Source organism: Flavitalea plasmicola (assembly GCF_030546645.1).
In the GTDB taxonomy this organism is placed as follows: Bacteria; Bacteroidota; Bacteroidia; order Chitinophagales; family Chitinophagaceae; genus Puia.
The window spans coordinates 555,743-580,386 of sequence record NZ_JAUOTO010000005.1 but is presented as its reverse complement, the minus strand read 5'-3'; the positions used below and the strand labels follow the sequence as shown (position 1 = coordinate 580,386).

The following is a 24,644-nucleotide window of genomic DNA, read 5'->3' as shown; positions in this document are numbered from 1 at the left end:
GGTTTAATGAATGTTATAAAGTATTTGAATAAACCGGATTTCCTGTCGGGACTTACTCCGTTGCAGGCTCAGCAGGATATTGTCTTGCGTAAAGTCCAGGAAATCCCGTCGTTGCTGATCCAGCTCCTCCCACAGCCTGTCGATGATGGCCAGCCTGTCCCCGTCCTGCATTTGCGTGACAAAGCCGGTGACCACACTGGTCAGCTCCCCTACGTTCCGGATATTTTGGTCCAATAGGATCCCATATGCCTTGCCCATATGTTCCAGTTCCTCCGCGCTGAAATGAGGGTCCTGTCTGAAGAGAGAGAGGGCCTTCTGGTAAGCCTTTACCAGCTGTGCCTGCTGTTCCACGAGGTCCTTCACCCGGTGGTAGCTGGTCAAAGCGTTCTTCACCTCCCAGAGCTCACGATAATAGCCTGCAAAAAGTTGCTTCTGCTGCCGCACCCAGTCCGCGATGTCCGTCAGCCTTTCCAGCTGCATGATGTTCTCCAGGGATTTTTGGGCATTCTGCAGGCCGATGGTCTGCGTCTGCAGGCGCTGGATGGCCAGGTCGGTAGCGACAATCACTCTTTTGACGGCCATATTGATTATCTCCGCAATGGGGAATTGCGCCTGGGTCTTGGAGGGTGTCAGTATGGACAACAGCATCATTGCTCCCATCAGCAGCCATTTCACCGACCCATCCCGGATGGATGCCGCCAGGACGGCGATCCCTTTCTGAAGACTTCCATATTTGCGGGCAAACTCCTGCACCCGTACTTTTTCCGTCTCATCTGTCGTGAAGGTGAGGTGCTCTTCCAGGGAGACTTCCACCCTGTATACCCTGCTGCAGCTGGTACCCAGGCTGATGAACACTTCCTTGTATTTCCGCTGTAGGTCGCGGTGCTGATTGAGCGACAGCACCATCGCCTTGTCCATATCCGTCAGTCCCAGCACCTGCTGCAGCTCGTCAAACCTGTTGCGGTATTTATTCAGGTCCAGCAGGATCTTGCAATCGGCGTTATTCAGGATGGCCTGCTTCACCACAGGACTGGAGATGATGTCCTCCACTTCCTGCGTGACGACGATGGCTTCCCCATTGAACTTCCTCACTGTTTTGAAGAGGTAGCGCATGAATTCACTCATTCCCTGCCGGGCAATGGCTTTCCAGGCTTCTTCGATGATGATCACCTTCCTTAGCCCAGGCAACTTGCGCATCTTGCCGATGAACACTTCCATGATGACAATGGTGACGACCGGGAAAAGTATCGGGTGGTCTTTGACATTGTCAATTTCAAAAACAACGAAGGGTTGCTGCAATAAGTCAAGTTGCTCCCGGGCATTCAGCAGAAAGTCAAACTCACCTCCTTTGTAAAAGGGTCGCAGCACATACAGCATGTTCTCCAGGTCGAAGTCTTTTGCCTTTACTTTGTCCGATGCCAGTATTGCCACAAATTCATCCCGAAGGAATTCGTAAAAGCTATCAAAGCAGGGGAACAACTCCTTGTCTGCCGCCCACTTTCCATAGTACAATTGGACAGCATTGGACAACGCCACGTACTCACTACGGATAAAAGCCTCATCCTCTTTTTTCCAAAGGGTTAGCAACAGGGCCTTGAGACTCTCCTTCTTTTCGGTGTCCAGGATCTCTCCCGGTCCCAACCTGAAAGGGTTGAACGAGAGGGGATGGGCGTCCGTATAGGTGAAATAATATCCACCCACCAGCTCACAAAGGCCCCGGTAGCTATTGCCGATGTCCACGATGACGATGTGAAACCCTTGCATGGCATACCAGTATAGCAGGAGGTTCATCGCAAAGGATTTACCACTACCAGAGGGACCGATGACGATCTTATTGAGGTTAACGATCCATCCCATCCGTTTGGGTTCGTCGGAGAGGTCCACCTGCAGGGGACGGCCATGGAGCCGGTCACCTAGCCGCACCCCTCTGAAACCAGGACTTTCCAGGTAGTTCGTCTCGGGCAGGAGCATACAGACCGCCTGGTGGGCCAGCATAAAGTAGGTCTCTTCGGGCGGAAGATCGGCTGCATTGCCGGGCGCACTGGCGCTCCATAGCTGTGGCGCCCCGACAGTTTCCAGGTAGGGTGTAGCCCCGGTTTTTCCGATGGCAGTGCTGACCTCGTCGGACATTCCCGGTACATCGCTGATATCGTTGGTCCAGGATTGGATATTGAAATGGGCGCTGACGATCTGCTTGTCGCCTGCCATTGACTCGTCCAGGAATTTCGTAACAGCCTCACAGGTCAGGGCATTCTCGCGGGAATGGGCAGACAAGGACTGCAACAACCGCCTTTTCCGCTCCAGTTTTTTCCGGACCTCTGCTGGATCCTCCTTTATCAGGATCTGATTGTAAATATGATTACGTGGTACCAATGCGCCCAGCCAGGATGCATTGCCGATGGGATAAGCAGTATGTTCCGTAGAGTAAGGACCATATTCCACCCAGGGCCTGCACTGCGCAGGCAGATGGGACGGATCGGCGATGCTATGGAACATGCAAAAATTATTTCCGATGCGCACCTTTTCCCCAAATTCAATATCCCGCAGCTCGCGCCGCTCCCCCGGCTTGATCAGCTGGTAATATTCCTCAATCAGGCCCGGCTTCTCCGGGGTGCCTGTGAAGTCTTCGGCTGCCAGCAACTCCGCTCTCACCTGGCCCCCGTCTGTCAGGATCTGGATGAACTGGTTCACTTTGACCCTCAGCTCCTGCTTTGCCTGTGAAGAAAGGGTATCCTGGGGGGAAAAATGCTTACGTAACAACATTTTCCGGGTCATGACCCGCCGGCGCTTCGGCCGCCGGGTGATGTAGAGATAGCTGGTTTGCTCCATGAAGGGGCGCTCGTGATGATGCCGTTCACTGCTGATGGCAAGTAATCCATCCGACCCATTTTCGAAATTACCCTGCCAGCTTATTTGCCAGAATCTGTCCACAAAATGTAAGATCGTATCAGGGGGCAGGACCTCCAGTCCTTTCAACACACGGTTACACCATTGATGGTAGCCTTCCGGCGATAGGGTGAACAGTCCCGGTTTTATGATCCTGTAGCCATAAGTGATATCCCCCAGCTTACTGACAAGGTGATCTTTCGCCACCTCCCCGATGTGCAGGAATTCTTCTATACTGTGTTGCATTGTCTGTTTTTTAGTTGTGCATACAGGCTCCGGCCTGCGGAGCGTAAAGCTTTGGGGAATTGCTTTGCCATTTGTTGTTTTCGCCATCCGTACACGCCATACCGGCCGCTGAAATGATAGGCGGTCCCGATCCCTAAGACGCCCATTCCAAAACACAGCACCAGGCAGACCCAGCTGCTCACCCCGGCGATGTACAAAATGGCGAATAGGAAAAGATCGGCTAAGACGGTCCCTCCGGCGTAAAGGATATACTGTCCTTTGAGGCCATTTAACTCGATGGGGGTATTTACACGTCTGTGTACCTGGTATAAGGTGTGCATATCCCTTGTTTTAAATGCCAAAAAAGGATTTCAGGACAGAGGCGACGATGACGAGAAAGACGCAGGAGCCAAACCAGCCAGCTAACTCACTCCTGGAGCGTTGCTCACCTGCCAACATCGCTGTGAATACACGCACGGCTCCGCAAAGCCCTAAAAGAGCCCCGACCCCATAGAGCAACTGGGTAGATATGTCGAAGTAGCTGCGGATCATTGTGTTAGCTTGACTCAACCCATTGTTTCCATCTGCTGTCTGGGCATACGATGTGAATTGATAGAGCAGGGCTGTCGTGGTAAGAAAAAGGAAAAAGAAGGAGTGCCTTTTGCAAGGCTTTATAAGCAAGGAATACATAAGAATAAAGTTTAAATGAGAGGAATAGGTTCACACTAACGCATTGCCCACCATCATCGTCGTCGACGCAAAAAGCGGAGCAATTCCTTTCGGTAAAATACCAGGCCTATCGCGGCGTAGTATGCGATGGTCAAAACAAGGACTGTCCGGGCAAAGGCGGCCCAGGTGATGAAGTGTAACATTGGCTAGAGAATTTTATTCTATTAAATAAAATTCTATAAAGCCCAAAAACAAAATAAGGCCCTGAGGCCTTGTTTATTTGAATTATTTTCCTTTTCTTTTATAAGCATAGTATTCATCCCGGGCTCGTTTATACGAATTCAACGACATCTGCAGGTAGGTACAAAGGATTTCCTGAGATACTCGTTGCAGCAGCCCTGGCTCTTTTTCTTCAAGCATTGTGTAGCGCTCCAACTTGTCTTGCTTGGCAAGCCTGAATCTCCGTAGTTCCGAAAAGCTATAATAATTACGCAGGATCCGACCATGATGTATCTCAAATTCCGGGAAGAGTTCCAATGTTTCTTCCAGCTCCCTGTATGAAATGCACCAGCAGACGCAATCTTCCAGAGCGATAATATTCTCATAAGACGGGTGCTTTTGGAAGAAACTAGAGACGGACATAAAAATATTCCCTTCAGGAAGAAGCCAGGATGTAACTTCTGCATTTTCGACATGATAGATGCGCACCAGTCCCGATTCAAGAAAATAGATGTAATTACTGGTCTGCCCTTCCATTAGCATGAATTCTCCCTTTTTGATTAGCTTTCTCTTAAGGATCTTCTTAAGATGCGCTATCAATTCGGGAGACATTTTCTCAATACCATTGAATAAGATAAATAGCTGTTCCATAACGATAAGGTTTAATCGTTTTTCGAATAGCAAAAACCTTACCAGAATTCTTATACATATTTTCCCTTATATTGCCGGCATACCATCCTGAAGGATGCCACGGATAACTATTCTTAGTATTTCATAACCTTGACAAAATAATTCCCTCATTTTATGCCACAAAACAGAGAGTTTGTCAATTTTAAGTGGATCGAACAGATGCTATTCGAACATAATGAAACCGTTGATGCTCATGAGGTGTTGATATCAGATAAGATCATTATAGATTCAGTGAATCTAAACGATAAAACAGTACAACATCATGATCTGTCAGTCCTTATTTTCAAAAACTGTATCTTTGAAGAAGTTGTCAACGTTGATAATAAGCGACTCACCAGACCTCTTCATTTTTCCGACTGCATCTTTGAAAATCCGGCATTCTTTACATCTTCCGAAAAGATTCTATTCAGCGGAAAAATTGAGTTTCAATCTTCTTGCAGCATGGCAATGGACCACGATCAGGAGTTAACGAATATTGTGGTTAGGGATAAATTGGATATTAGTTTCTTCACTCAATGCAGGATGAGCATTTCTCACCTAAACATAGAAGAGAAAGAAAGATGCGGAGAAATACGTTTAATACGGGGCGCCGGTGCCCTAAATTGTCAATCCTGCAAGTTGAAGTGTATTATTTTTTCTGAAGTTTCTATTTCAGATATCTATATTGACAAGAGCGACATTGCAAACATTGAATTTTCCCGCGCCAAGGTGAACCACCTGTTGCATCTTTCCAAAAGCATCGTTGAATCTTTTAAACTTACAAGATTAACTGATGAGCTGAACCTTTATAAAATGGAAGATTGTAAGATCAGGTTCGCTGACCTGTTCTTAGCCAACATCAAAAATGTGCTTATCTCCAATACTAAATTCGCAGTTCTCCACCTGATTGGCAAAACAGCTAAGGATTGCAACATCCAGCTTCGCAGGGTTATTCTCGATTATATGGACTTCCATCAAGTCATTAATACCGGGACTATTTCGCTAAAAGAAATCCATATCCCGGAAGCCGGAGCTTTGATGTTCTATGAATGTGACCTCGGAGAAACGGACTTCATTTTATGTGATTTTAAAAAAGCAGTTTTTCATTTTGAAAATAGTAAAATGACTAAGATCTTTGCCGCGCAGACAGACTTCCCTACAGCGATTGATATAGATTGTCTAAAGTATCCCCAGGAGCAGTTGGTTTTTGGTCAACTCAGCACCGCCTTCCAGCGGCAAGGTGATACGGCCAGGGCCGTAGAGTGCCAGGCTCGCGAGGCGGAGCTCACTACCATCAGTTAAGATGGTTTCCCGATGGTTTTAGAACATTTAGCTTCACCAAAGTCAGTCTCTGGATGAACAAATGGTCGAATGACTTCGGCCGCAGCTGGATACGAGGCGTCATATTTTCCTTCGGCACGGGCCTTCTCTTTTATAATGTCTTGCTCTTCTCCTCCACAGAATTCCCCCGGGAAGTATCGCCACTCGACACTCGCCTTATAGCCTCTTTCCTTAAATTTATGAACCCCCTTCGATTCTACGAAACCGAATTCCTTTTCCGTCCCTGTAATAACAACTCTTATCTCACACTATCTCCAATTTCTTACTTCATCGATTTCGTCTCCCGGATCATTATTGCCTATGGATTTTACCAGACCATCCAGGCCTTTCGCCGTTTTGGCCGCAAGCCTTGAGCCACTGATCGACGGTATCACGCTTGTGCCTATCTTTCACGCGATGACCGAATGGGGTTCGGTGAAACGAAGAAATAACGCGCCAGTCCAATGTGATGGGAACACGGAGATAGATAGGAAGCCCGCCCACTAAGAGGAGTAAGGAGAAATGCTGCATAAAAAACCTTTTCTTTTAAACCAAGGAAAGAGTCCTTTCATCCATAAAATCATAGGCCGGCTCGGTGTTTTATATGTTTCGGGTGCGTAATTTTAATCATTTATGTAAATTTGGCAAAGAACCAGAACCATTAACCCATAAACCTAGTCTTGAATGGAGGATCTGTTGGCTGAAGAGCCTAAAAACCCACTACTACCTAAACTTGATAATTTCAAAGACATTTTCCAGGACGCCAATATCAGCTTTCTGATCGGTTCAGGGTTGTCCTGTCCTTACTTCCGTACACTGGGATCGATTGAGATCTGGCTGACAGAACTGGAGAATGTAGACCTCGAAGAAGAAGCGAAGACCTTTATTAAAGCCTCCTTATACAAGGCGTATTTCAACGCATCTATGCAAGGCAACATTCAATTACGAGACTTTGTCCCGGATAAGAACGAATATCTGGACGAAGGGATTGATCCTGATGCCATCCTGAATAATACCTATAAGGCGTATAAAGATTTTATCAGCATTCTCAATAGCATCTTGTATCTAAGGCGCAGTAACACTGTGAGCAAGCAAGTTAATTTGTTTACCACCAATATTGACATTTTCATGGAGAAGGTCATCGAGGATTTGGATCTTCAATACAACGATGGCTTTAATGGAATCTTTACCAAACGATTCAGTTTAAGCAATTTTAAGAAGTCGTATTACCAGAAGAGCCTGCAGTATGATAACATCTCGGAAATACCGGTTTTCAATATACTCAAGATACATGGTTCGGTAACCTGGCAGTTGAGAAGAGGAAATATCTTATTTACCAGTCTGGCAGGGATAAAGAAGGTCGAAGAAGCGCTCGAAGGGCTTGATCTGCTGGATATTCTCTCTTTAAATGACGACATGTGGAAGCGAAAAAAAAGGGATTTAACCCTCCTGGAGATCCAGCGTGAGGCTGACAAGCTCGAGGAATTTCCAGACGCTATCAATTTTTTAGACAGATACGAGAAGCTGCAGGTCGTTAATCCAACAAAAGACAAGTTCAGAGACACGACCTTCAATAAGAATTACTATGAGATACTGAGAATGTACGCTAATGAGCTGGAAAAGGAGAATTCCATTCTGGTAGTCATGGGCTTTTCAATGGCCGACGAGCATATTCGGGATATCACCTTTCGGGCGATTAAATCCAATCCTACCCTGAAGGTATTTATTTGCGCATATACGCATGCAGCGAAGGATATCCAGGAAAATCTGAAGAAAGATCAGCGGTATATAGAATATTTGCCAAACGTCGAGTTGATCAATCCGGAAGACGGGTTTGACCTGAGAAAAGCGAATGATTATCTGTTCAGGCCGCTGTTGGATCGGGTTACATTTAAACGGGACTTTAAATTCTAACGCATGCACCTTGCTATACAAAAGGACTCCATCTTTAAGGTAGGAAAGGTTATCTCCGTAGAAGGAAGAACGGTGAAGGTGGAAGTGGATAAAACCAAAAACAGCAGCCACCTGATTTATAATGGCACCTTGCTCCGGAACATTTCTGTCAATAGCTATGTAAAGATCACCAAGGGATTTACCTCCATCATTGGAAAAGTAGAAGGCGAGTTCATCATCGAAGACAAGATGTATGCAGAAAAGAATTATACCAGTGAAAAGAAAAAGATCAAGAGGATCCTACAAGTCAGCCTGCTGGGGTTTTTGAGCCGAAAGGGCTTTGAACGGGGCATAAAAGAGCTGCCACTAATCAATAACGATTGTTTCCTGCTGGAGAAAGCAGAATTTGACTCCGTCCATAATTTCATAAAGACCAGCGATGTGCCGATTGCAATAGGCACATTGACCCATGAACGGGAGCAGGAGATCACGGTTGGCGTGAACGATTTATTCGCCAGCCACATCGGCATCTTTGGGAATACGGGAAGCGGCAAGTCGTATACGCTCGCAAAGCTGTATCGGGAGCTGTTTAAGCTCTATTGCGACGAGGCGAAATTTAAACAGAACGCACAATTTTACTTTCTCGACTTTAATGGCGAATACGTTGCCGAAGACGCGATCATTGGCAAGACGTATAAGAATATCTACAGCTTGAATACAAGGAAGGCAAAGGACAAGATTCCGGTGGCAAAATCCCTTATTAATGACTACGGCTTCTGGGCCTTGTTGCTGGAAGCTACGGAGAAGACGCAGACGCCTTTCTTGAAGCGGTCGATCAACAACGAGTGGCTGGATGACAAGATCGCGTCGAGTGAGGCATTGCAACGATTTATAAAGGAACTGATAGCCAAGGTCATCGACAAGGAAGATAAGAACCTGAAGTCCGGAGTGGTGATCGACTTGTTGAATAATGTCGGGGATTGCATAGAAAGCAACAATCTTAATGCAGTGATGGGCACCCTACGGGAAAGGTTGCAGTTTCATACGAAAAGCAATGTCTATTATTTTACGGATAGGTTTGGAGCGGCACACTGGGACAAAGACGCCATTCCCTACGTTGGTGAGGTGTTGGATGAATTGGATATCGCCGAAATCAACTCCGATGTATTGACGCAGATAAGATTGAAGATTGTATTGCAATACCACCATGAGATCATTAGCGGCTTTTCGTCTAGCGAACACCTGGCTCCGCTGCTCAAGCGAATCGGTCCCAGGATCAGCGATCTCCGAAAGGTGATCGAGGTGAAGGACGTAAAACCCAAAAAAAATATTACCGTAATTTCTTTCCGGGACGTCAACATTCATATGCGGAAAATGCTGCCATTGATCATCTGTAAGCAATTGTATGAAACAAAAAAGGAGGAAAATCAGAAAGACAAGTATCTAAATATCATTATTGACGAGGCACACAATATCCTGTCTTCCACATCCGATCGGGAAAGTGAGACCTGGAAGGACTATCGACTGGAGACGTTTGAAGAGATCATTAAGGAGGGTAGAAAGTTTGGCGTATTCCTGACAATAGCCAGCCAGCGGCCGTATGACATTTCTGCAACGATCATATCCCAGTTACACAACTTCTTTTTGCACCGGCTGATCAACAACAATGACATCCATGCAGTCGAAAGGTCGGTTTCCTACTTAGATCGGTTGTCCTTTGATTCGTTGCCCATCTTACCCACCGGCACCTGTATATTGGCCGGACTGTCTGCGCAGGTTCCGGTAATGATAGATATTGGAGCTATTGAGCGGCAATTTGAACCGGACAACAAAACGATGCGGGTTATTGACAAGTGGAAATAAAGATAATTGGAGGAATCCAAAATAGTAGTGCATAAGACAATCAGGAAAGGGCAAAGGCGCACACAATCTTCCAGGGCCCCGATATTCACCCGCGAAGGATACTGTTGGAAATAGCTGGATACAGACGTATACCTTCTTCGAACGTCTTGAAACGATCAGGCATGAGGACTGAATCCATTTTGACGGGAATTCCTGAAACAGAACATTAAGTAGATTGATTGGTATATGCAAGTACATTATTTTGTAAATGAGGCCTCATGATGGAATGATCGTGTCATCATGGGACTAAAGGCTAACTAACTTTAATCACTACATTTATTATATTTTTGTGAAACGTTCAGAAGCTTTTTCAGGCATTACTACTACTTTGCTCGCCATTTCTGGTATGATCGTCGTAAGAGCACATCGGAGCCCCTCAACAAGGTTATGGTACTATTCCGGCATGCAGCCCAACGTGCACAAATGCCTGCAAGCTCCTTTTGCTACAAAGGGCGGAGCCAGTTCGGGTGGACAGACGATAAAATGTTATTATGTCACGTCTCCTGGACCTGGATCTGCTAAACTAACGTTGTATACAAATCAGGTTTCTGCCACTTCATGCGGAGCCATAGCAAGATATAATGCCGATTAAATTATGTAAGGATCAATAAATGTTTGTTCCCATACTGATTCCTTGTCAGTGGTAAATTTCAGCTCAAAAAGGACTTGCTCTTAATCGAACGCGATTGAATCTATCTTAACTATTCGATTTTTCCAAAAAAAAATTCATCGCAAAAGGAATAGCCGGTGAATGGGTCTTGGATGGAGAAACGAAAAGGTGAAAACACCCGTTTTTTTGTGATTTTCTTCTTCATATCTTAACAGCATGAAACCAAACCCCAATTATGATGCCGCACTGACTTTTGCCGGCGAACAACGCTTCCTCGCCAGGGGTATTGCCCGGCAATTGTCCCCATTAGGGTATTCCATCTTTTATGATGAAAATGGTGATACATTTGGTAAGATTCTTATTGATCCAGCATATTTCCGCGGCCTTTTTCAAGTATGCATTGGTCTTTATATTCGTGATGACTGGCAAAAGCCTGCAGGTTCGACGACCTTTAGCAGCGTATTTGTCGATTAGCGCAGTTATCATTGGCAGTAGGGGACCTTCGATTTATTCCCGGTCTCTCCCTGAACGTAAGTATTCACAACCCTCCTTGGCACTTTATAATCAACTTTTATTTTCACACGTCCGTAAGAATATTTCCGGATTCCTTGTGTTATTTATAGAGGCATTTGTTCATGGCTACCCTTAGCATATCATCAACAAAACCATGTACCCCATCTAAAAAACCACTCAATGGTTTCTATCTATACAAATAATAATTTATATTCATATATCTTTCTCAACGATAACCCGCCCCACTTCCGGAAACTGACCCCTGCTGACGAAGCTGCATTTTTTATTTTTTCATAAAAACCAACAATCATGAAACCTTCATCCTTTAGAAAGGTTGCTATGGCAACCGCATGGCTCATCATGCTCAGCGCCTTCACTACTGGCAAACAGGCTAACAGATTCGCAGTTGTATCGGGGGACAACACCCATTACTATTACTACATGGCCAGCGGCGACACCTACGACGCGTTCAATACGGTGGCGGACGAGATTGCCCGCCTGCAGACCCTCACCGGCGAGTACGTAGACACCAATCCTTTCGGGGGTACCATCCTGGCAAAGGGCTACACCAATAATGTGGTCCCCCATAATGTCTGGCCTTCGTCCTATCTCTACCTGCACAATTAAACCGGTTGCCGGCTTCCGGGCACTTAGAACTTCACCTGGAAGCTGGCAACTATTGTAATTTCTTTTAGTAACTCCTCCATTAGATCAGGTATTAATTCAATTGAGATTTGAATCCAAACCGGGTCATTAAAAGTAATTTTATTGGGTGTTATTGCAATCTCATTTTCTCAATATCCATTTCCAAGCTGGCTTCACCAATACTTGCACACCTTCGAAATCAAATTCATCTTCTTCATCAGAAGTAATTATCCAGCCTTCCTTAACCTTGCTGTATTCACAGGCTTTTAGTAATCCCCGTAGCTCTCTTTGCCGGGTAATTGGGTCAGCAAGTGACCATGATACTTGAATAGGTAACGTTGTAGCGCCTTCAGCATAAATGATAAAATCGCACTCGGCTACACCATTAGTATAATAGAAGATGCTTTGATTATATATGTTTCCAAATCTGCGGTACAATTCCAAAAACAGGGCATTTTCCAGGAGTAGCCCCTTGTTTTGCCCGTATAGTGCGCTAATTGCATCTTTCCAGGAATACCTGACAAATGGTGGATATCCGGAGACTGTTAATCTGCAGCCAAGTGCAGCCTGTACCTCACCAAAGAAAAGCCATTCATGTTTTAAAGCCCGATCGGGATAGGGTTCTCGCCATGCCTGCAATTACAAATCTAATTGATGAAATTCAAGGGTCAATTATATCTTTCATAGAAAGACAAATATGTAAAAAATGCCGTTGCATAAAAGATGAAACTAAGATAAGTGATAGAGGAAATTCAGGGTTTGATTGCAGAATTTTTACATAAATAGTTGGCTTACATATATATAACCAGCAATCCTGGCAAGATCACTCAAAACCTCACCTGCAAGCTGACAACCACCGTCCGTAGCGGCGGCAACACCACCGCACTTTGTATTTCCGGATCTCCATTCTCATACGGTGTCACGGTAAAAAGATTCTGCCCCTGCAGCGTCACTTTTATTCCCTTGACAGGCATCTTCCGCAGGGCCTTGGCAGGCCATTCATAGGATAGGGACAGGGTTTTCAGCCGGATGAAAGAAGCATTGGTAAGCATCGCGTCGCTGCCGGTATAGCGACTAAGCGCATCCATAGCCCTGTCGCTGGAAGAAAGTTGCTGGTAAACACCATTGTCACCGAGATGCCGCCATCGGCTGGCGATATTCGTCAGCTGGTTGTTGTACCAGGACCCGGCGATGCCCGGCGGCTGGGCGCTCAAAATGCCCATCTCATAACGTACGCCGCGCTGTACCCTTCCTTCCACAAAGCTTGCCAGCTCCCACTGTTTATAACGAATCACATTCTCCATCCCCCCGAAACAAGTGACGTCTGGCGACCCTGCCGGGTACTTGCCTGCGCTGGTGACATACAGCCCCGTCAGGGGATCGATCCCCAGGTAATGGAAGGTGCGTAATGCACTTAATGGCTTGCCAAGTGTCAGTTGTTTGACAAAGGGCATCCCCGTAAACCCGCCGAAGGTCACCAGCTTATTGCGGGGGAAGCTGACGTTCAAGGCAGTGGTCCAACCAAACGCCCGGTGATCTATGTTTTGGGAAACAAGACTGAACTCAAAACCCCGGTTTTCCACGACAACGGATGTCTGTAGCAATCGCAGAAGGTCGGTAGAGGAGGGTAACCGGTCGGGCAACAGCTGATGATCGCTGCGATTGCGGTACCAGCTGGCCGTGAATAAACAGCGGTTATCCCATAGTCCAGCCTCCAGGGCGATCTCCAGTTTCTTCACCTGCTCCCAGGAAATAGCCGGATTCAGTTGCCCGGGAGAAAGGGTACCCGGCGTATTTTGAAAAGTGATGGCCGCTCCGGGCGCCCAGGCTTGTAAATAATGGTTGCCTCCTCCGATCTGGTCATTGCCTGTGACTCCATAGCTGGCCCTTAATTTTCCAAAGCTGACGACGGAGCGTAGACTATCGAAAAAGTGCTCTTCCGAAAAAACCCACGCCACGCCCAAAGCCCCAAAATTTCCGTATCGCTTGCCGCTGGCAAATCGGCTGCTGCCGTCCCGTCGGTCCGTGAAATTGAAAAGATATCGGTTGCGCCAGTTGACATGGAGCCGACCGAAAACCGCAGTGTAATGATAATCGGTCCCGTTATGGCCGGGTATAATAGTGTCCGCCAGCGAAGGATAGGGTAACAGGGCGTCATTGGCAAACCCTTGCGCCAGGACGCTGGACGCTTCCGTATGCAGCCCCAGCCAGGTGCTGCCCGCCAGGCCGCTGAAAATCCATTCGCCTTTTTTCAGGGTATACTCCAGCTGTGGTTCGATGATCCAGCTGAGATAGCGTGTGTTGGCCCAAGAGCTGCTGCTCATTGTATCTTCATCGGGATTTAAGTTCCATCGCGGATGAATACTATGTTCATTTGCCCGCACCTTGTTGACGCCGCCGGTTATCCGGAACATCAATGAATCGAAGAAACGCCGCCTGATGGCCCCGCTGAGAAGCGCATGCTGTAAATGCGCCCCATACGTGCCTCCCGTGTAATACAGCGGGCTGGTGAAGCTGGCGCCAGGCGCATGGAAAACGGGTTTGCTATCCTTCCATAGATCCGGGGCCACTGGAGTAAAGAATTGGGCACGCGTGACATCCTCATTCAGCTGCTCATTCTTATCCCGCACCAGTTGTCCGGAGATCTCCCAATGGAGACGCCGGTCACCCGAACAATGACTGAACCTTCCATCCACGCTCAAAGCCGTATGCGCGGGATGGGAGGCAAATACATTGGTCTCCTCCAATACACCCACTCCCGCATAATAAGTATTGTTTTTGCTCCCACCGGAGACCGACACATGTCCGTCAGCCCTGAATCCCAATCCGCCAATGGCCCATTTGCTCCAATCCTTAGGATGCATTGTATCCCACAATTTCAGATCGGGCGCTTGTATTCCGTCCAGCGGAAGGCCCATGTTGCGTAAATACTCCCTGCGCACGGCGGAATATTGCGAAAAATGCAGCAAGCTTGGTCGGACGGTCACCTGGCTATATCCCACCTTGATGTCCAGGTCCACGCGACACTTTCCGGCTGCACCCCGGCGCGTGGTGATCAGCATCACTCCATTGGCGCCTTTGGACCCGTAGATGGCCGTGGCGTCCGCATCCTTCAATACTTTTATGTCTGCAATGTCACCGATGGGTAGCAATGAGAGTGAGCTCAGCGATCCCGCGGAATTGCCCAATGGATTATTACCAAGGGATTGATTGCCGGGTCCGTAAGGCACGCCATCGATGATATACAACATGTCGTTGCCATTCATGATGGAATTACGCCCCCGCAAAGATGCCTTGAAGGAGGCGCCGGCCACGCCGCTGGTCTGCGTGTATAGGAGTCCGCCGATCCTGCCGGATAATGATCCGGAGAAATCGCTGGTGACCCGCCTGTCCAGGATACGCCTGTCGACATAGCTCCAGCTTCCCGTGGAAAGTCGACGGGTTTCTACGTAATATCCTCTTATAATGGCTTCGTCCAGTATCCTGTCCTGCCTCTGCAGGCGGACAACGATCTCCTTGCTTTCATTCACCTCCAATAACTGTGGCTTATATCCGACAAAGGAGATGCCCACCAGGACAGGCACCCGATAGGCCCGGATGTCCAGTGTCCCATTATCTTTCACCTGGTAGACCGATCCATCATCCATCTGCACGGTTGCGCCGGCCAGGATCTCTCCGAAGTCGCTCATCACCACCAGCCGGAATTGAATGATTGGCTCAGGTGCATCCGGCAGACCCACTGGACGTGGAATAGGCCAGAAAGTGTTGCCCTCGAATTTAAAGATCATGTTCAGCCGCCCCAGACAATACCGCAGGATACGAAGCAAAGAGCTCTTCCCTACAGGCATATAGATACAACGTCCCGCGAAGACCTTACTTTCCAGGTCCAATCCGTAACCTGTCTGGCGGGCGATGCATTCCTTGATCGCGTCGTACGACATTATTCCGCCCGGGAGATACAAACTGGTATCCCGCTGTGCTTTTCCAGACAGGCAGATCAATAGCAGCAATACGAATGACAGCATTCGATAGACCGCCACCGGACTCCGGTGATTGCAATTAGTCATTGGTTGGAATTGACGGGTTGTGAACAAACCGGGGAGAATGGTTACTCCCCGGTTACAATAAAGCAAGGATGGGCTTAATGGTACATGGTGGGTTCTGATGACCCGGATATGGTGTCAGGGTCCCGCAATGATCTTGTTCCCCTCGGCCCGGAGATGAAGATGGCGCGCTTCCCCTATTTTTTTCAATAATGTATCCAGTTTTACGTTCTTGCTGATCAGGCCAGTACTTAAAACACCTAAGTTTACCGTATCGACGCCGGGATGGATGACAATCTCGCCCTTGCCATACCAATCGCCTATTTGCATCAACGACTGGCGGAGATTCAGATGGGCGAAATCGAAAAAATTACTTCTCCAAGCCAATCCCTTCATTGCATCGTACTTACTGACCCGTATGCCGGCCGACGAGCTATCCATCTTCGCAGCCTCTCCTGCCACCACATGCACGCTGGTCTTCCCATCACTCACATCGATGGCGCCGCTCACAACAGTAGCAAGGTATCCGCTCTCCCCGGGATAATCATGCACGCAAAAGTCAGTGGACAGGACGGTGACCTTTGCCTTTTGCGTAGATACGATGAAAGGGACATCCTTATTTTTCGCTACCGTGAAGTAGGCCTCTCCATTAAGCATCACGGCCCGCTCTCCCTTCGTACCACCGGCGCTCCTGACAGCATATTTGATGGATGTGCCTGCGCCCAGCTGGATCTCACTTCTATCCGGCAGCGACACATAAAAGCCCTGCCCATATGGTGTGGAAAGCAGGTGGTACGGCACATCCTCCCCCGCCCCATTTGCAGGGGAAACATGGACATCTGAATAAGCAATATGCTGGCTGTCGACCTTTATGATGCGCCAGCCTTTCCCTTCAATATTACTTCCGGTAGGCATTTCATCCATATATAGGGTAGTACCATCCAGCAAGGTCAATGTGATCCTGCCGGAGTCCAGATCTTGCCGGGCAATGTGTGTTTTGCTGACCGCGGGCGCCCGATCCCGGTGGAAGTAAAAAAATGTAACCGCTACCATTCCTGTCAGCAGGACAAATATGGCCACCCTTCCGGCATACCAGCTCCATGCATGTAAAACAGGTGCCTCCGCCGATTTTCTAATTTTCCTTCGAAGTTTTTTGAGCTTCTTATCGATGGCCTTGTCATTTCTTGTCAGGAGCGCTTTCATAGCTGACAACACGTGCTCGCGACTCGCCCCGTGAGCCATATACTGCCGGTTGGCATCGGATGCATAGGTCCATGCATCGAGCTCTACTTTTTCCTCCACAGACAAATTGTGCCGCAATTGCTTGAGGATCAGCTCAGCGATCCTTTCTTCTTCGGCCATATGAATATATTTTTGTACGGTTTATTGGTGATGTCTCATACCATTGAATCAACACCTACTCTATCTACACAACCAGATCTTCAGAATTCTTACATCCGCAGCATAATTTTTAAAAAAATTCCGCAAATGCCTGTAAGAAGGATGGAAATGAAAAGCCCGGATCTTTTATTTTTCATTAGTTTCAGCAGGAACGCTACCGCCCTCTTCCGGTGTGTATAGGCTGTCTTGATATCGATGTTCATTTTATGGGCTGCCTCTGCCATACTAAGCCCCTCTATATAATACCGGCGGATCACTTCCTTTTGTTGAGCCGGCAACTGTTCTATAGCAATCTCCAATGCCTTGATAGTTTTGAGATAATCGATCTCTTCATGCGAAGTATCCACTGCTTCCTGCTGCCCAATGATCTCGATACTGATATGCGGCGCCCGCTTTCGTTTAAGCAGGATATTTACGCATTTGTGACGGGCAGCGACATAGAGGAAAGCAGGGATATGGCCGTCTTCCCTTATTTTTTCCCGTACTTTCCAAAGCTCAAAAAATGCCTCGGCGGTGACATCTTCTGCATCGGCCCTGCGCTGCAGCATCCCATAGGCCATTGCATAGATCCTTGACTTATATGCCTCGTAAGCCTTTTTAAAAATCATTTCATCACCTAGCCGGAATTGCGCTAAATCAGAGACTGATAAAACCATTTACCATGAGATTTAAAGTGCTGTCGTTGGACAGTAATCTGATTGCTGTAGATGGACACCGTGGAAGGTGCCCGGCAGGTGGGAAAACGTGGTATGAGACACGCATCGGTAGAATGCGTCGTAAATAGAAACAACCGGGCCGGCAAGATGAACTAGCCGGCCCGGGAATATTTTATGTAGTGGGAGTATGTTTACTGCCCTCCCAATACCTTCTCTTTTATTTTTGTCGTGAGGGCATCGTAAGTGTCTTTATAGCCATGGTCATCGGGCTCCTTATTCATTGCGTATTTTACCCAGCCCGCAGCAGTCTTCAGCTCTTCGGGGCTCTGGCTATATTCCAGCACCATTTTCGCGTTCTTATTCATCCGGCGCAGATCATCCTTGTTTTCATAAGCTTCAGTATAATGCACCAGCGCCTTGCAGAACATCGGCCAGTCCTTATTAAAATAATAGTAGATCTGCGCTTTCGTGACTGAACGGTCGACATAAGTATCCCCATATTTTTCCTTGACGGTAGCGCCCAGTCCATCCCAGTCCGGAACCGCAGTACTTTTCTCCACTAAAGGCATGATGATATCAGCGAGGATGATGCTGTCATTGCGCTGCCGGGTCAGCATTTCAGCGGATGTGGCATTGGCAGACTGCGCTTGTAAACATTGAAAGGAGGAAATGACAAAAAGAACGAGGAGTATCCTTTTCATAAGCTGATGTTTGAAATTTTATCCAAAAACACGCTTATGACACAAAAATACTATTGCGTCTCACCCCACCGGAAAACTAATCCCTTCCCCATCCCAATACGTCACGGCCAGCTTATCTGCGCCCATCAGGATCCCTACCCCCTTGAAGCTCACCTTCCCGCTGACGATCCATTCAAAACTATAATGGGTGATCTTTGACTCCACCTTCAGCGTACCCGACACCGGCCCGCCCTTTTCCTCGATCCAGGAAACATAGTATTCCCCTGCGATGGGATCCTTCTCTTCCCCCTTCTTCTTACGGGCGATCTCATTCATCATCTTCCTGCTGTCCGTATGGGTATTCGTCCAAACCCCATTCAGGCAGCCATCGCCAATAATTTCATACAGGACCATGCCCCACAGTTGGGCCCCTCCGCCTTTCTTATTTTTCATGCAGGTTAGTTATGGACGCCAAATATAACGCAGCAGGAATAACCGAAAAAGCGTGAAAACACCTGAATTAGACCGCAGCCGTCAAATTACAGCCCGGAGGTCCTCCGGCCGGCATACATAAAAATAGTGGGTGCCACTCCGGTCGGTATATACACTTTCCCTCCGGCAACCGAGGTTTTCCAAGGCTTTCACCTCCGCGGCACGACTCGCCTGGACGACCATGCGCACTTCGGCCCGCTGCAACCGTAAGAAAAAATGTACCAGCGCGGCTTGCCAGACCAATGCCATTCGCCGGGTATGCCCTCCCCAGGAGGGCGGCCCCGTGAGAAAGACCTGGTCACCTGTGTCCTCCAGTAAGAACACAGGCCGGTCCTCCACCGCCATCACCCAGGCCTGGGGACGCCAGCAGTTTTCCTTATCCCGGAACTGGAGCTCCAGGCTTCCTAAGATCTTTTCCCACTTCGCATAGGGCAGACCGGCGCCTACGCCAATGCAATGAGCAAAGTAGGCCAGGTCGCCTTCCTCCACCTGTCGGAAAAAAGCATGGGTGCCAGTCGATAGCATGTTATAGTTTTTTACGGGTTTACTACGAGCATAACCTACATGAAAATATGTATTTTGACCTAAGTCCAACGCCCAAATAATCTTTTTTTAGAATACGTTCTTACATTTAGCTACCATCCTTTTAGTTATATCCTTTCCCACATTCGTGACCTACGCTATTTCAACCACAGCTTCCTCATTAAGGCTTATTGACTAGTGGCACTATTCTTCACGGTATAAAACTTTATTGTATGAAGCTTTACTTCACACGCCTTTGCGTACTCGCATGTGTATGGATGTTTCTTGGCAGCACAGCGCCTGCCCACTCACACAACGTCCCCGTCGCCAAAAAAACTTTCTACTATTGGTATTGGGCGGATTCGGACATGTTCCACCAATGGGCTTCCACCACCACCGAGATCAACGACCTGGAAAACGCCACAGGCCTGCTGGTGAATACCCAACAGGGCGGAGGTACTCTGATAGTTAATGGCTATACCAATAACAACTATCCGCATACCATCCTGCCTGCACAAAAGCTCTACACGCACTAGGCCGTTGTTTCAATATCCGTCATTCTGTGTAAGGTTCAGATTCCTTAGGACATCGCTCAAAGGAAAAGGGTACAGCTTGGCGTATGGCTTCCAGCCTGCTTTCTCTGCGGCAAGAATGACATCCGCCTGTCCCCAGCGTTTCAGGTCCGCCCACCGGTGGCCCCATTCCGTAAAAAGCTCGATGCGGCGCTCCTGTGCGATGGCCGCTAATATGTCCGTCTGTGGCACGCCGGTCAGCAGGTCCGCCAGGCCCGCGCGGCTCCGTATGCGATTCAGGTCGCTGATGGCATCATCCAGCCTGCCCTGCTGCGCCCTTGCCTCTGCCCGGATGAGCAGGACCTCCGCCAGGCGGATCACCATTTCGTACTCCCGGTAAGGAAAAGCTGCTCTCACCTTGTATTTGGCGGGATAGGCATAGGTCACTCCGTTGATGATCTTTGTCCCCACCCAGTGCGGCAATCTTATGTCCTGGGGTTCAAATGCCGCCAGCAGGACAGGATCGAGTACGAAGGCGGGTTTGGCCAGCGGGTTGTCCGCAGGCAGATAAGAATAGCCTTCCGCACTGTTGATACTGTTGCCGACGGGCTGGAATTGCAGGATGGCCTCCCGGCTGCCTTTGAGGAATACGCTGTCGGGGGAGGCTTCCAGTTGGTAGTCGCCGCTTTCGATCACTGCGGTGGCCGCGGCTTCCACCTCCACCCAGTGGCCCATGGTCAGCCAGATACGCGCAGCCAGGGCTTTCGCCGCCCACCGGTTGGGCCTTGTCCTTTCGGGCGGTCCGGACCCTGCCCAGGCATACGTTATATCCAGCAGGCTGTCCGCTCCCTGCAGGTCGCCGATCACCTGGCTGTAAATACTGTCGGGAACGCTGCCTCCCTTGGTGGCATTATCATCTGCGTTCGTGGTGATCACCCGCGGCACGCCGCCCCATAGCACCACCAGCCGGCTGTACACGAGTGCCCGGACGAACAGGGCTTCTCCCTTGATCTGGCGCCATACGGAGGTGGACAGTTTTTGCTTGCTGCGGTCCACGTTCTCCAGCAGCATGTTGGCATTATAGATAGTATTGTAGGCGGAGCTGTACAGCTGGGCGATATAGGTATTGTTGCTGGCCAGGGCATTGTCCCTGAAAGCTTCCAGGCCAGGAGATGCCTGTGTCAACGCGCATTCGTCGGCAGACAAAGCAGGATAGAGGCTATTACCTCCATTCAAAAAAGATCCTTGTGCCGTCATGGCGCGGCTATACATGCCCATGAGTGCCGCCGTGGCCGTCTCATCTCCGGAGAAGACCGTGGCTGTCCCGAGCGAAGTCTCCGGGTCTCCCACCTGGACGAACTTCCGGCAACCCGGCAATAGCATCCCGGTGATCATCGCCCATACCATATATTTTTTCAGCATCTTGCGCGCATTGTTTGTTTATTTGAATGTCACCTGGATCCCCGCCTCCATGGTTCGCAGGGGCGGCAGCACCAATCCCTGCGTTTCAGGGTCGGTTCCTTTATAATGGGTCATCGTAAGGAGGTTCTGCGCCTGGAGGAACAGCCGTCCTCCGGAGCAGTGCACGGATCGCATCCATGCATCCGCCAGCTGCCATGACAGGGCGAGGGTCTTCAGCCGCAAAAAGGAGGCATCCGTCATGATGGCGCTGCTGGCCGTATAATTACTCAGCAACGCGCCGGCCGCAGTGCCCGGGCTCGTGGTCAATTGCTGGTAAGCCGCCGATTGCCCTGCATGGGTCCAACGGTCTTCTACGGCCGTCGACTGGTTGGTCAGCATGCCGGGTCCCAGCATCCCCGGCGGGTTATTGGTATAAATGAAGGCTTCGTAGCTGACGCCTTTTTGGACGCGGCCTTCTATATGCACATCGATCCGGCAATGCCCGATGCGGAGACTGCTGAAGGCGCCGCCATACCAGCGCGGGTCCCAATCCCCGACAACAATCCTGTCCGAGTCGTTGATCTCGCCGTCACGAATGACATCTTTGAACTGGTACAGGCCCGTCTGGCGGTCCACACCCAGGAGCCGGTAAGTCTTCAGCACGTTGAGGGATTGCCCGATCACCAACGTACTGGCATATGCGCTTAATTTCAGGTTGGGGAAAGCCACCAGCCGGGTCTTGGGCGCGCTGCCATTGACCCCCATCGTCCATTGTACTTTCTTCGTACGAATGAGGTCCGCCCGCAGGCTGAGCTCCCAGCCCGACACCCTGAGCACGGCTTCCGAATTACGGATCTCCGATACAAAGCCTGTCTGCGACGGCAAGGAATACGGTATCAATTGGTTCGAGCAGGTATTGACAAAATGCGCCGCTTTCAGGAAGACCCTTTCCTGCCAGAACCCCATCTCCATCCCCACTTCCTGTTTCACTACTTTCTCCCATGCAAGGTTGGGATTGGCCAGGGTGGTGGGATAAAACCCCGTGACGCCCTGGTAAGGCACGGTGTTGGTAGCAGCCCAGGCAGTACGGTACCTGTAATCGCCGATGGCGTCGTTGCCCGTCACGCCATAGCTGCCGACCAGTTTGCCCAGGCTGAACCAGGGTAGCTTTTCCTGGAAGAACTTCCCGTTGGTGAAGATCCATGCCACCCCGATGGCCCCGAAATTGCCAAACTGCCTCCCGGGACCAAATCGGCTGGAGCCATCCCTTCGCGCCGTGAAGTTCACGATATAGGTATTGTCCCAGTTGAGATGTGCCCTCCCGAATACGGCGGCATACCGGTAGTCAGTTACTTGTTTGTCATCCGACGTCTGACCGGCAGCGGAGAGCGTACCCAGCAGCGCATCATTGGTAAAGCCCGTGGCGGCCAGCGTGGAAATGGTATTGCGCAGCCATTGCCAGCTGCTGCCGGCAAGGAAATTCAGGGCCAGCTTACCCACCGTGTCCTTCCGCTCCAGCTGCGGTTCGATGATCCAGCTGCGGTAGTTGGTCGTCGCCGCATAGCTGCTGCCAGTGGGTTGAAAGGCGGGATCCTGGGCCAGGATAGGAATGATCCCGTTCTCTTCCACATGGACGTTGTTGGCGCCCCCGTTGACCAGCGCCGACCAATGCCGCCAGAAACGCCGGCTTTTCGAAAGGTCATATTGGATGCGGACATTCATCAGCACGTTGCTGGTCCTCGCCTCGTAAGTCTCCAGCATGGCGGCATAAGGGTTGGTGACGGCGATGCCCCCGGGTTCGAATTGCAGATGTCCGGTGGAATCATACGGGGAAGGTGTATTGGGCGCCATCATGATCAGCGAGCTGGGATCGCCGATATACTGACGGTTATGATCCAGGCCCAAAAGGCTCGTCACCTGCACATTCAGCAACCCATTCTTCGAACAATGTTCCAGGCTGGAAGTGAGGGCGCCCTGCGTATTCGATGGCCGGCCGGGGAAGACATTCGTCTCCCGCAGGTAATGGAGGGCCGCCCGGAGTCCCGTGTACGTGCCGGCATGGGCATACCAGGCATCTGCCGTCACCCGCGGTGTTGTATGGCCGATCAGCTGTCGGGGGTAGTTGGTATATCGGCTCGTGTCCCAGGCGATAAGGTCCGGGGCATGAACGATGTCTTCCTTGATCCCATCGTTGGCCAGGGCTTCCCGCCGCATACGGAGATAGGCTTCCGTATTCAACAACGCAGGGACCCGGGTCACCTGGCTGGCTCCCATGCTGCATTGCAGGTTCCATGCCGGCTCTCCTTTCCTGGCTTTTTTCGTAGTGACCAGGATGACACCGTTGGCGCCCCTGGAGCCGTAGATGGCGGTGGCATCCGCATCTTTCAATACTTTGATACTTTCGATATCGGCAGGGTTGATGACCACCGCCGGGCTGAGCGATCCCGCTGCATTGCCGATGGGCAGGTTGCTCAGACTAATATTATTGGGCGCATAGGGGATACCGTTGATCAGGAGCAAAGGGTCCGTGATATTGGCGATGGAGCCGGGGCCACGGACCACCATCTTCACGCCGGCGCCATTCACCCCGCTGGTCTGTGTCACGGAAAGTCCGGGCATCCAGCCGGACAGCATCAGCAAAAAATTCGACACAGGCTGGATCTCGAATTCATGGGCCTTCATCGTAGCGATGTCCCCCGTGGACAGGCGCGGGAAATCCTTGTAATAGTGGATGACCTGGATCTCACCCAGTTCCCTGGGATAGGAACGCAGGACCACCTGCATGACTGCCGCGTCGGCCAGGATCGTGTCGATCGTCTTTCGCCCGATGTGCGTCACTTCTATGCTGTCGCCTCTCACTACATTGGTGAGGATGAAGACGCCATCCCTGGAGGTACGGGAGACTTTTCCGGGACCTTTGAGGCTCACGTTGGCGCCTGCCAGTGGTTCCCGCAGGTCATTGAAGACATGCAGGGTGATGATGCTGTCGGCGCCGGCCTCACCCTGGGGTGCCGTAGTTGCCGGCTTCACTGCCACCGGCTTGATGAAGATCATGGGATATTCGGGCACCAGCACCAACCCGTAAGGTTTCAGCTGCTGGTTCAGCACCTCGATGGAGGCGTTGCGAACATGAAGGGGGAAATGAAGACTGCGGTCCAGCCCTGCAATATGCGTTTCACAATGACACTGTTTCTCCAGGGCACGCCGGAGCCTCGCCGGCGTAAGATCCTGCTCACTGATGGTGAATACGGCATGCGCAGGATCCATCTGTGCTTTGACGGAAGATGACAAGCATATGGACACTACTAACACAGCCAGTATACAACACCCATACTTTCGCGACGGTGTGCATTGGGCGGTAGCCGCCATTCTGACATTTTAAAGTT

At 49.7% G+C, this 24,644-nt stretch carries 20 protein-coding genes; 7 read left to right on the top strand and 13 right to left on the bottom strand.

The window, feature by feature from the left end:
- Positions 1–3 precede the first annotated feature (3 nt).
- The 4 genes from Q4E93_RS20730 to Q4E93_RS20715 all read right to left on the bottom strand — a co-directional run bounded on the left by Q4E93_RS20730 (position 4) and on the right by Q4E93_RS20715 (position 4,650).
- On the bottom strand, positions 4–3,132 hold the full coding sequence (locus tag Q4E93_RS20730) for a TraG family conjugative transposon ATPase (protein WP_303588493.1): 3,129 nt from the start codon (positions 3,130–3,132) through the stop codon (positions 4–6).
- Positions 3,117–3,452 (bottom strand): DUF4133 domain-containing protein, encoded by a 336-nt coding sequence (locus Q4E93_RS20725; RefSeq protein WP_303588492.1) that lies wholly within the window; start codon positions 3,450–3,452, stop codon positions 3,117–3,119. The genes Q4E93_RS20730 and Q4E93_RS20725 overlap by 16 nt, the downstream gene beginning before the upstream one ends.
- 10 nt (positions 3,453–3,462) lie before the next feature.
- Positions 3,463–3,801 (bottom strand): DUF4134 domain-containing protein, encoded by a 339-nt coding sequence (locus Q4E93_RS20720; RefSeq protein ID WP_303588491.1) that lies wholly within the window; start codon positions 3,799–3,801, stop codon positions 3,463–3,465.
- A gap of 264 nt (positions 3,802–4,065) precedes the next feature.
- Positions 4,066–4,650: a Crp/Fnr family transcriptional regulator gene (locus tag Q4E93_RS20715; protein ID WP_303588489.1), complete on the bottom strand. Its 585-nt coding sequence runs from the start codon at positions 4,648–4,650 to the stop codon at positions 4,066–4,068.
- Positions 4,651–4,803: 153 nt separating this feature from the next.
- Here Q4E93_RS20715 and Q4E93_RS20710 point away from each other — a divergent pair, with 153 nt between their 5' ends.
- The 6 genes from Q4E93_RS20710 to Q4E93_RS20685 all read left to right on the top strand — a co-directional run bounded on the left by Q4E93_RS20710 (position 4,804) and on the right by Q4E93_RS20685 (position 11,533).
- Positions 4,804–5,970, top strand: coding sequence for a hypothetical protein (locus Q4E93_RS20710; protein WP_303588487.1), 1,167 nt, complete (start codon positions 4,804–4,806; stop codon positions 5,968–5,970).
- Between the two features lie 53 nt (positions 5,971–6,023).
- Positions 6,024–6,362, top strand: a complete 339-nt coding sequence (locus Q4E93_RS20705; RefSeq protein WP_303588486.1) for a hypothetical protein — start codon at positions 6,024–6,026, stop codon at positions 6,360–6,362.
- 310 nt (positions 6,363–6,672) lie between these two features.
- Positions 6,673–7,902: a hypothetical protein gene (locus tag Q4E93_RS20700; protein ID WP_303588485.1), complete on the top strand. Its 1,230-nt coding sequence runs from the start codon at positions 6,673–6,675 to the stop codon at positions 7,900–7,902.
- A 3-nt stretch (positions 7,903–7,905) separates the two neighbouring features.
- Entirely contained in the window at positions 7,906–9,744 is a 1,839-nt protein-coding gene (locus Q4E93_RS20695) for an ATP-binding protein (RefSeq protein ID WP_303588484.1), read from the top strand.
- An 865-nt stretch (positions 9,745–10,609) separates the two neighbouring features.
- Complete coding sequence (locus Q4E93_RS20690; protein WP_303588482.1) at positions 10,610–10,867, top strand: hypothetical protein; 258 nt, start codon at positions 10,610–10,612, stop codon at positions 10,865–10,867.
- A gap of 348 nt (positions 10,868–11,215) precedes the next feature.
- Positions 11,216–11,533, top strand: a complete 318-nt coding sequence (locus Q4E93_RS20685) for a hypothetical protein (RefSeq protein WP_303588480.1) — start codon at positions 11,216–11,218, stop codon at positions 11,531–11,533.
- A gap of 159 nt (positions 11,534–11,692) precedes the next feature.
- On the opposite strand, the gene Q4E93_RS20680 is transcribed toward Q4E93_RS20685, so the two are convergent.
- The 7 genes from Q4E93_RS20680 to Q4E93_RS20650 all read right to left on the bottom strand — a co-directional run bounded on the left by Q4E93_RS20680 (position 11,693) and on the right by Q4E93_RS20650 (position 19,348).
- Positions 11,693–12,190 carry a DUF4143 domain-containing protein gene (locus Q4E93_RS20680; RefSeq protein ID WP_303588479.1) on the bottom strand — a complete coding sequence of 166 codons (498 nt, stop codon included), beginning with the start codon at positions 12,188–12,190 and terminating at the stop codon, positions 11,693–11,695.
- Positions 12,191–12,378: 188 nt separating this feature from the next.
- The gene (locus Q4E93_RS20675) at positions 12,379–15,618 is read right to left on the bottom strand and encodes a SusC/RagA family TonB-linked outer membrane protein (protein WP_303588477.1); all 3,240 of its coding nucleotides are present in this window, start codon (positions 15,616–15,618) and stop codon (positions 12,379–12,381) included.
- 114 nt (positions 15,619–15,732) lie between these two features.
- The gene (locus Q4E93_RS20670) at positions 15,733–16,956 is read right to left on the bottom strand and encodes a FecR family protein (protein WP_303588475.1); all 1,224 of its coding nucleotides are present in this window, start codon (positions 16,954–16,956) and stop codon (positions 15,733–15,735) included.
- Positions 16,957–17,045: 89 nt separating this feature from the next.
- Positions 17,046–17,651: an RNA polymerase sigma factor gene (locus Q4E93_RS20665; RefSeq protein WP_368501887.1), complete on the bottom strand. Its 606-nt coding sequence runs from the start codon at positions 17,649–17,651 to the stop codon at positions 17,046–17,048.
- Between the two features lie 191 nt (positions 17,652–17,842).
- Positions 17,843–18,352: a hypothetical protein gene (locus tag Q4E93_RS20660; RefSeq protein WP_303588471.1), complete on the bottom strand. Its 510-nt coding sequence runs from the start codon at positions 18,350–18,352 to the stop codon at positions 17,843–17,845.
- Positions 18,353–18,412: 60 nt separating this feature from the next.
- Positions 18,413–18,784: a hypothetical protein gene (locus tag Q4E93_RS20655; RefSeq protein ID WP_303588469.1), complete on the bottom strand. Its 372-nt coding sequence runs from the start codon at positions 18,782–18,784 to the stop codon at positions 18,413–18,415.
- 81 nt (positions 18,785–18,865) lie between these two features.
- Positions 18,866–19,348 carry a hypothetical protein gene (locus Q4E93_RS20650; protein WP_303588467.1) on the bottom strand — a complete coding sequence of 161 codons (483 nt, stop codon included), beginning with the start codon at positions 19,346–19,348 and terminating at the stop codon, positions 18,866–18,868.
- A gap of 230 nt (positions 19,349–19,578) precedes the next feature.
- On the opposite strand from Q4E93_RS20650, the gene Q4E93_RS20645 reads away from it, so the two are divergent.
- Complete coding sequence (locus Q4E93_RS20645; RefSeq protein WP_303588466.1) at positions 19,579–19,881, top strand: hypothetical protein; 303 nt, start codon at positions 19,579–19,581, stop codon at positions 19,879–19,881.
- Positions 19,882–19,890: 9 nt separating this feature from the next.
- On the opposite strand, the gene Q4E93_RS20640 is transcribed toward Q4E93_RS20645, so the two are convergent.
- Positions 19,891–21,279, bottom strand: a complete 1,389-nt coding sequence (locus Q4E93_RS20640; RefSeq protein ID WP_303588465.1) for a RagB/SusD family nutrient uptake outer membrane protein — start codon at positions 21,277–21,279, stop codon at positions 19,891–19,893.
- A gap of 18 nt (positions 21,280–21,297) precedes the next feature.
- Complete coding sequence (locus Q4E93_RS20635; RefSeq protein ID WP_303588464.1) at positions 21,298–24,525, bottom strand: SusC/RagA family TonB-linked outer membrane protein; 3,228 nt, start codon at positions 24,523–24,525, stop codon at positions 21,298–21,300.
- Between the last annotated feature and the right edge of the window lie 119 nt (positions 24,526–24,644).

Coding starts and splice junctions, on each gene's coding strand:
- Q4E93_RS20730 (WP_303588493.1), bottom strand. CDS start 3,132: ATGCAACACAGTATAGAAGAATTCCTGCACATCGGGGAGGTGGCGAAA.
- Q4E93_RS20725 (WP_303588492.1), bottom strand. CDS start 3,452: ATGCACACCTTATACCAGGTACACAGACGTGTAAATACCCCCATCGAG.
- Q4E93_RS20720 (WP_303588491.1), bottom strand. CDS start 3,801: ATGTATTCCTTGCTTATAAAGCCTTGCAAAAGGCACTCCTTCTTTTTC.
- Q4E93_RS20715 (WP_303588489.1), bottom strand. CDS start 4,650: ATGGAACAGCTATTTATCTTATTCAATGGTATTGAGAAAATGTCTCCC.
- Q4E93_RS20710 (WP_303588487.1), top strand. CDS start 4,804: ATGCCACAAAACAGAGAGTTTGTCAATTTTAAGTGGATCGAACAGATG.
- Q4E93_RS20705 (WP_303588486.1), top strand. CDS start 6,024: ATGAACAAATGGTCGAATGACTTCGGCCGCAGCTGGATACGAGGCGTC.
- Q4E93_RS20700 (WP_303588485.1), top strand. CDS start 6,673: ATGGAGGATCTGTTGGCTGAAGAGCCTAAAAACCCACTACTACCTAAA.
- Q4E93_RS20695 (WP_303588484.1), top strand. CDS start 7,906: ATGCACCTTGCTATACAAAAGGACTCCATCTTTAAGGTAGGAAAGGTT.
- Q4E93_RS20690 (WP_303588482.1), top strand. CDS start 10,610: ATGAAACCAAACCCCAATTATGATGCCGCACTGACTTTTGCCGGCGAA.
- Q4E93_RS20685 (WP_303588480.1), top strand. CDS start 11,216: ATGAAACCTTCATCCTTTAGAAAGGTTGCTATGGCAACCGCATGGCTC.
- Q4E93_RS20675 (WP_303588477.1), bottom strand. CDS start 15,618: ATGACTAATTGCAATCACCGGAGTCCGGTGGCGGTCTATCGAATGCTG.
- Q4E93_RS20670 (WP_303588475.1), bottom strand. CDS start 16,956: ATGGCCGAAGAAGAAAGGATCGCTGAGCTGATCCTCAAGCAATTGCGG.
- Q4E93_RS20665 (WP_368501887.1), bottom strand. CDS start 17,651: ATGGTTTTATCAGTCTCTGATTTAGCGCAATTCCGGCTAGGTGATGAA.
- Q4E93_RS20660 (WP_303588471.1), bottom strand. CDS start 18,352: ATGAAAAGGATACTCCTCGTTCTTTTTGTCATTTCCTCCTTTCAATGT.
- Q4E93_RS20655 (WP_303588469.1), bottom strand. CDS start 18,784: ATGAAAAATAAGAAAGGCGGAGGGGCCCAACTGTGGGGCATGGTCCTG.
- Q4E93_RS20650 (WP_303588467.1), bottom strand. CDS start 19,348: ATGCTATCGACTGGCACCCATGCTTTTTTCCGACAGGTGGAGGAAGGC.
- Q4E93_RS20645 (WP_303588466.1), top strand. CDS start 19,579: ATGAAGCTTTACTTCACACGCCTTTGCGTACTCGCATGTGTATGGATG.
- Q4E93_RS20640 (WP_303588465.1), bottom strand. CDS start 21,279: ATGCTGAAAAAATATATGGTATGGGCGATGATCACCGGGATGCTATTG.
- Q4E93_RS20635 (WP_303588464.1), bottom strand. CDS start 24,525: ATGGATCCTGCGCATGCCGTATTCACCATCAGTGAGCAGGATCTTACG.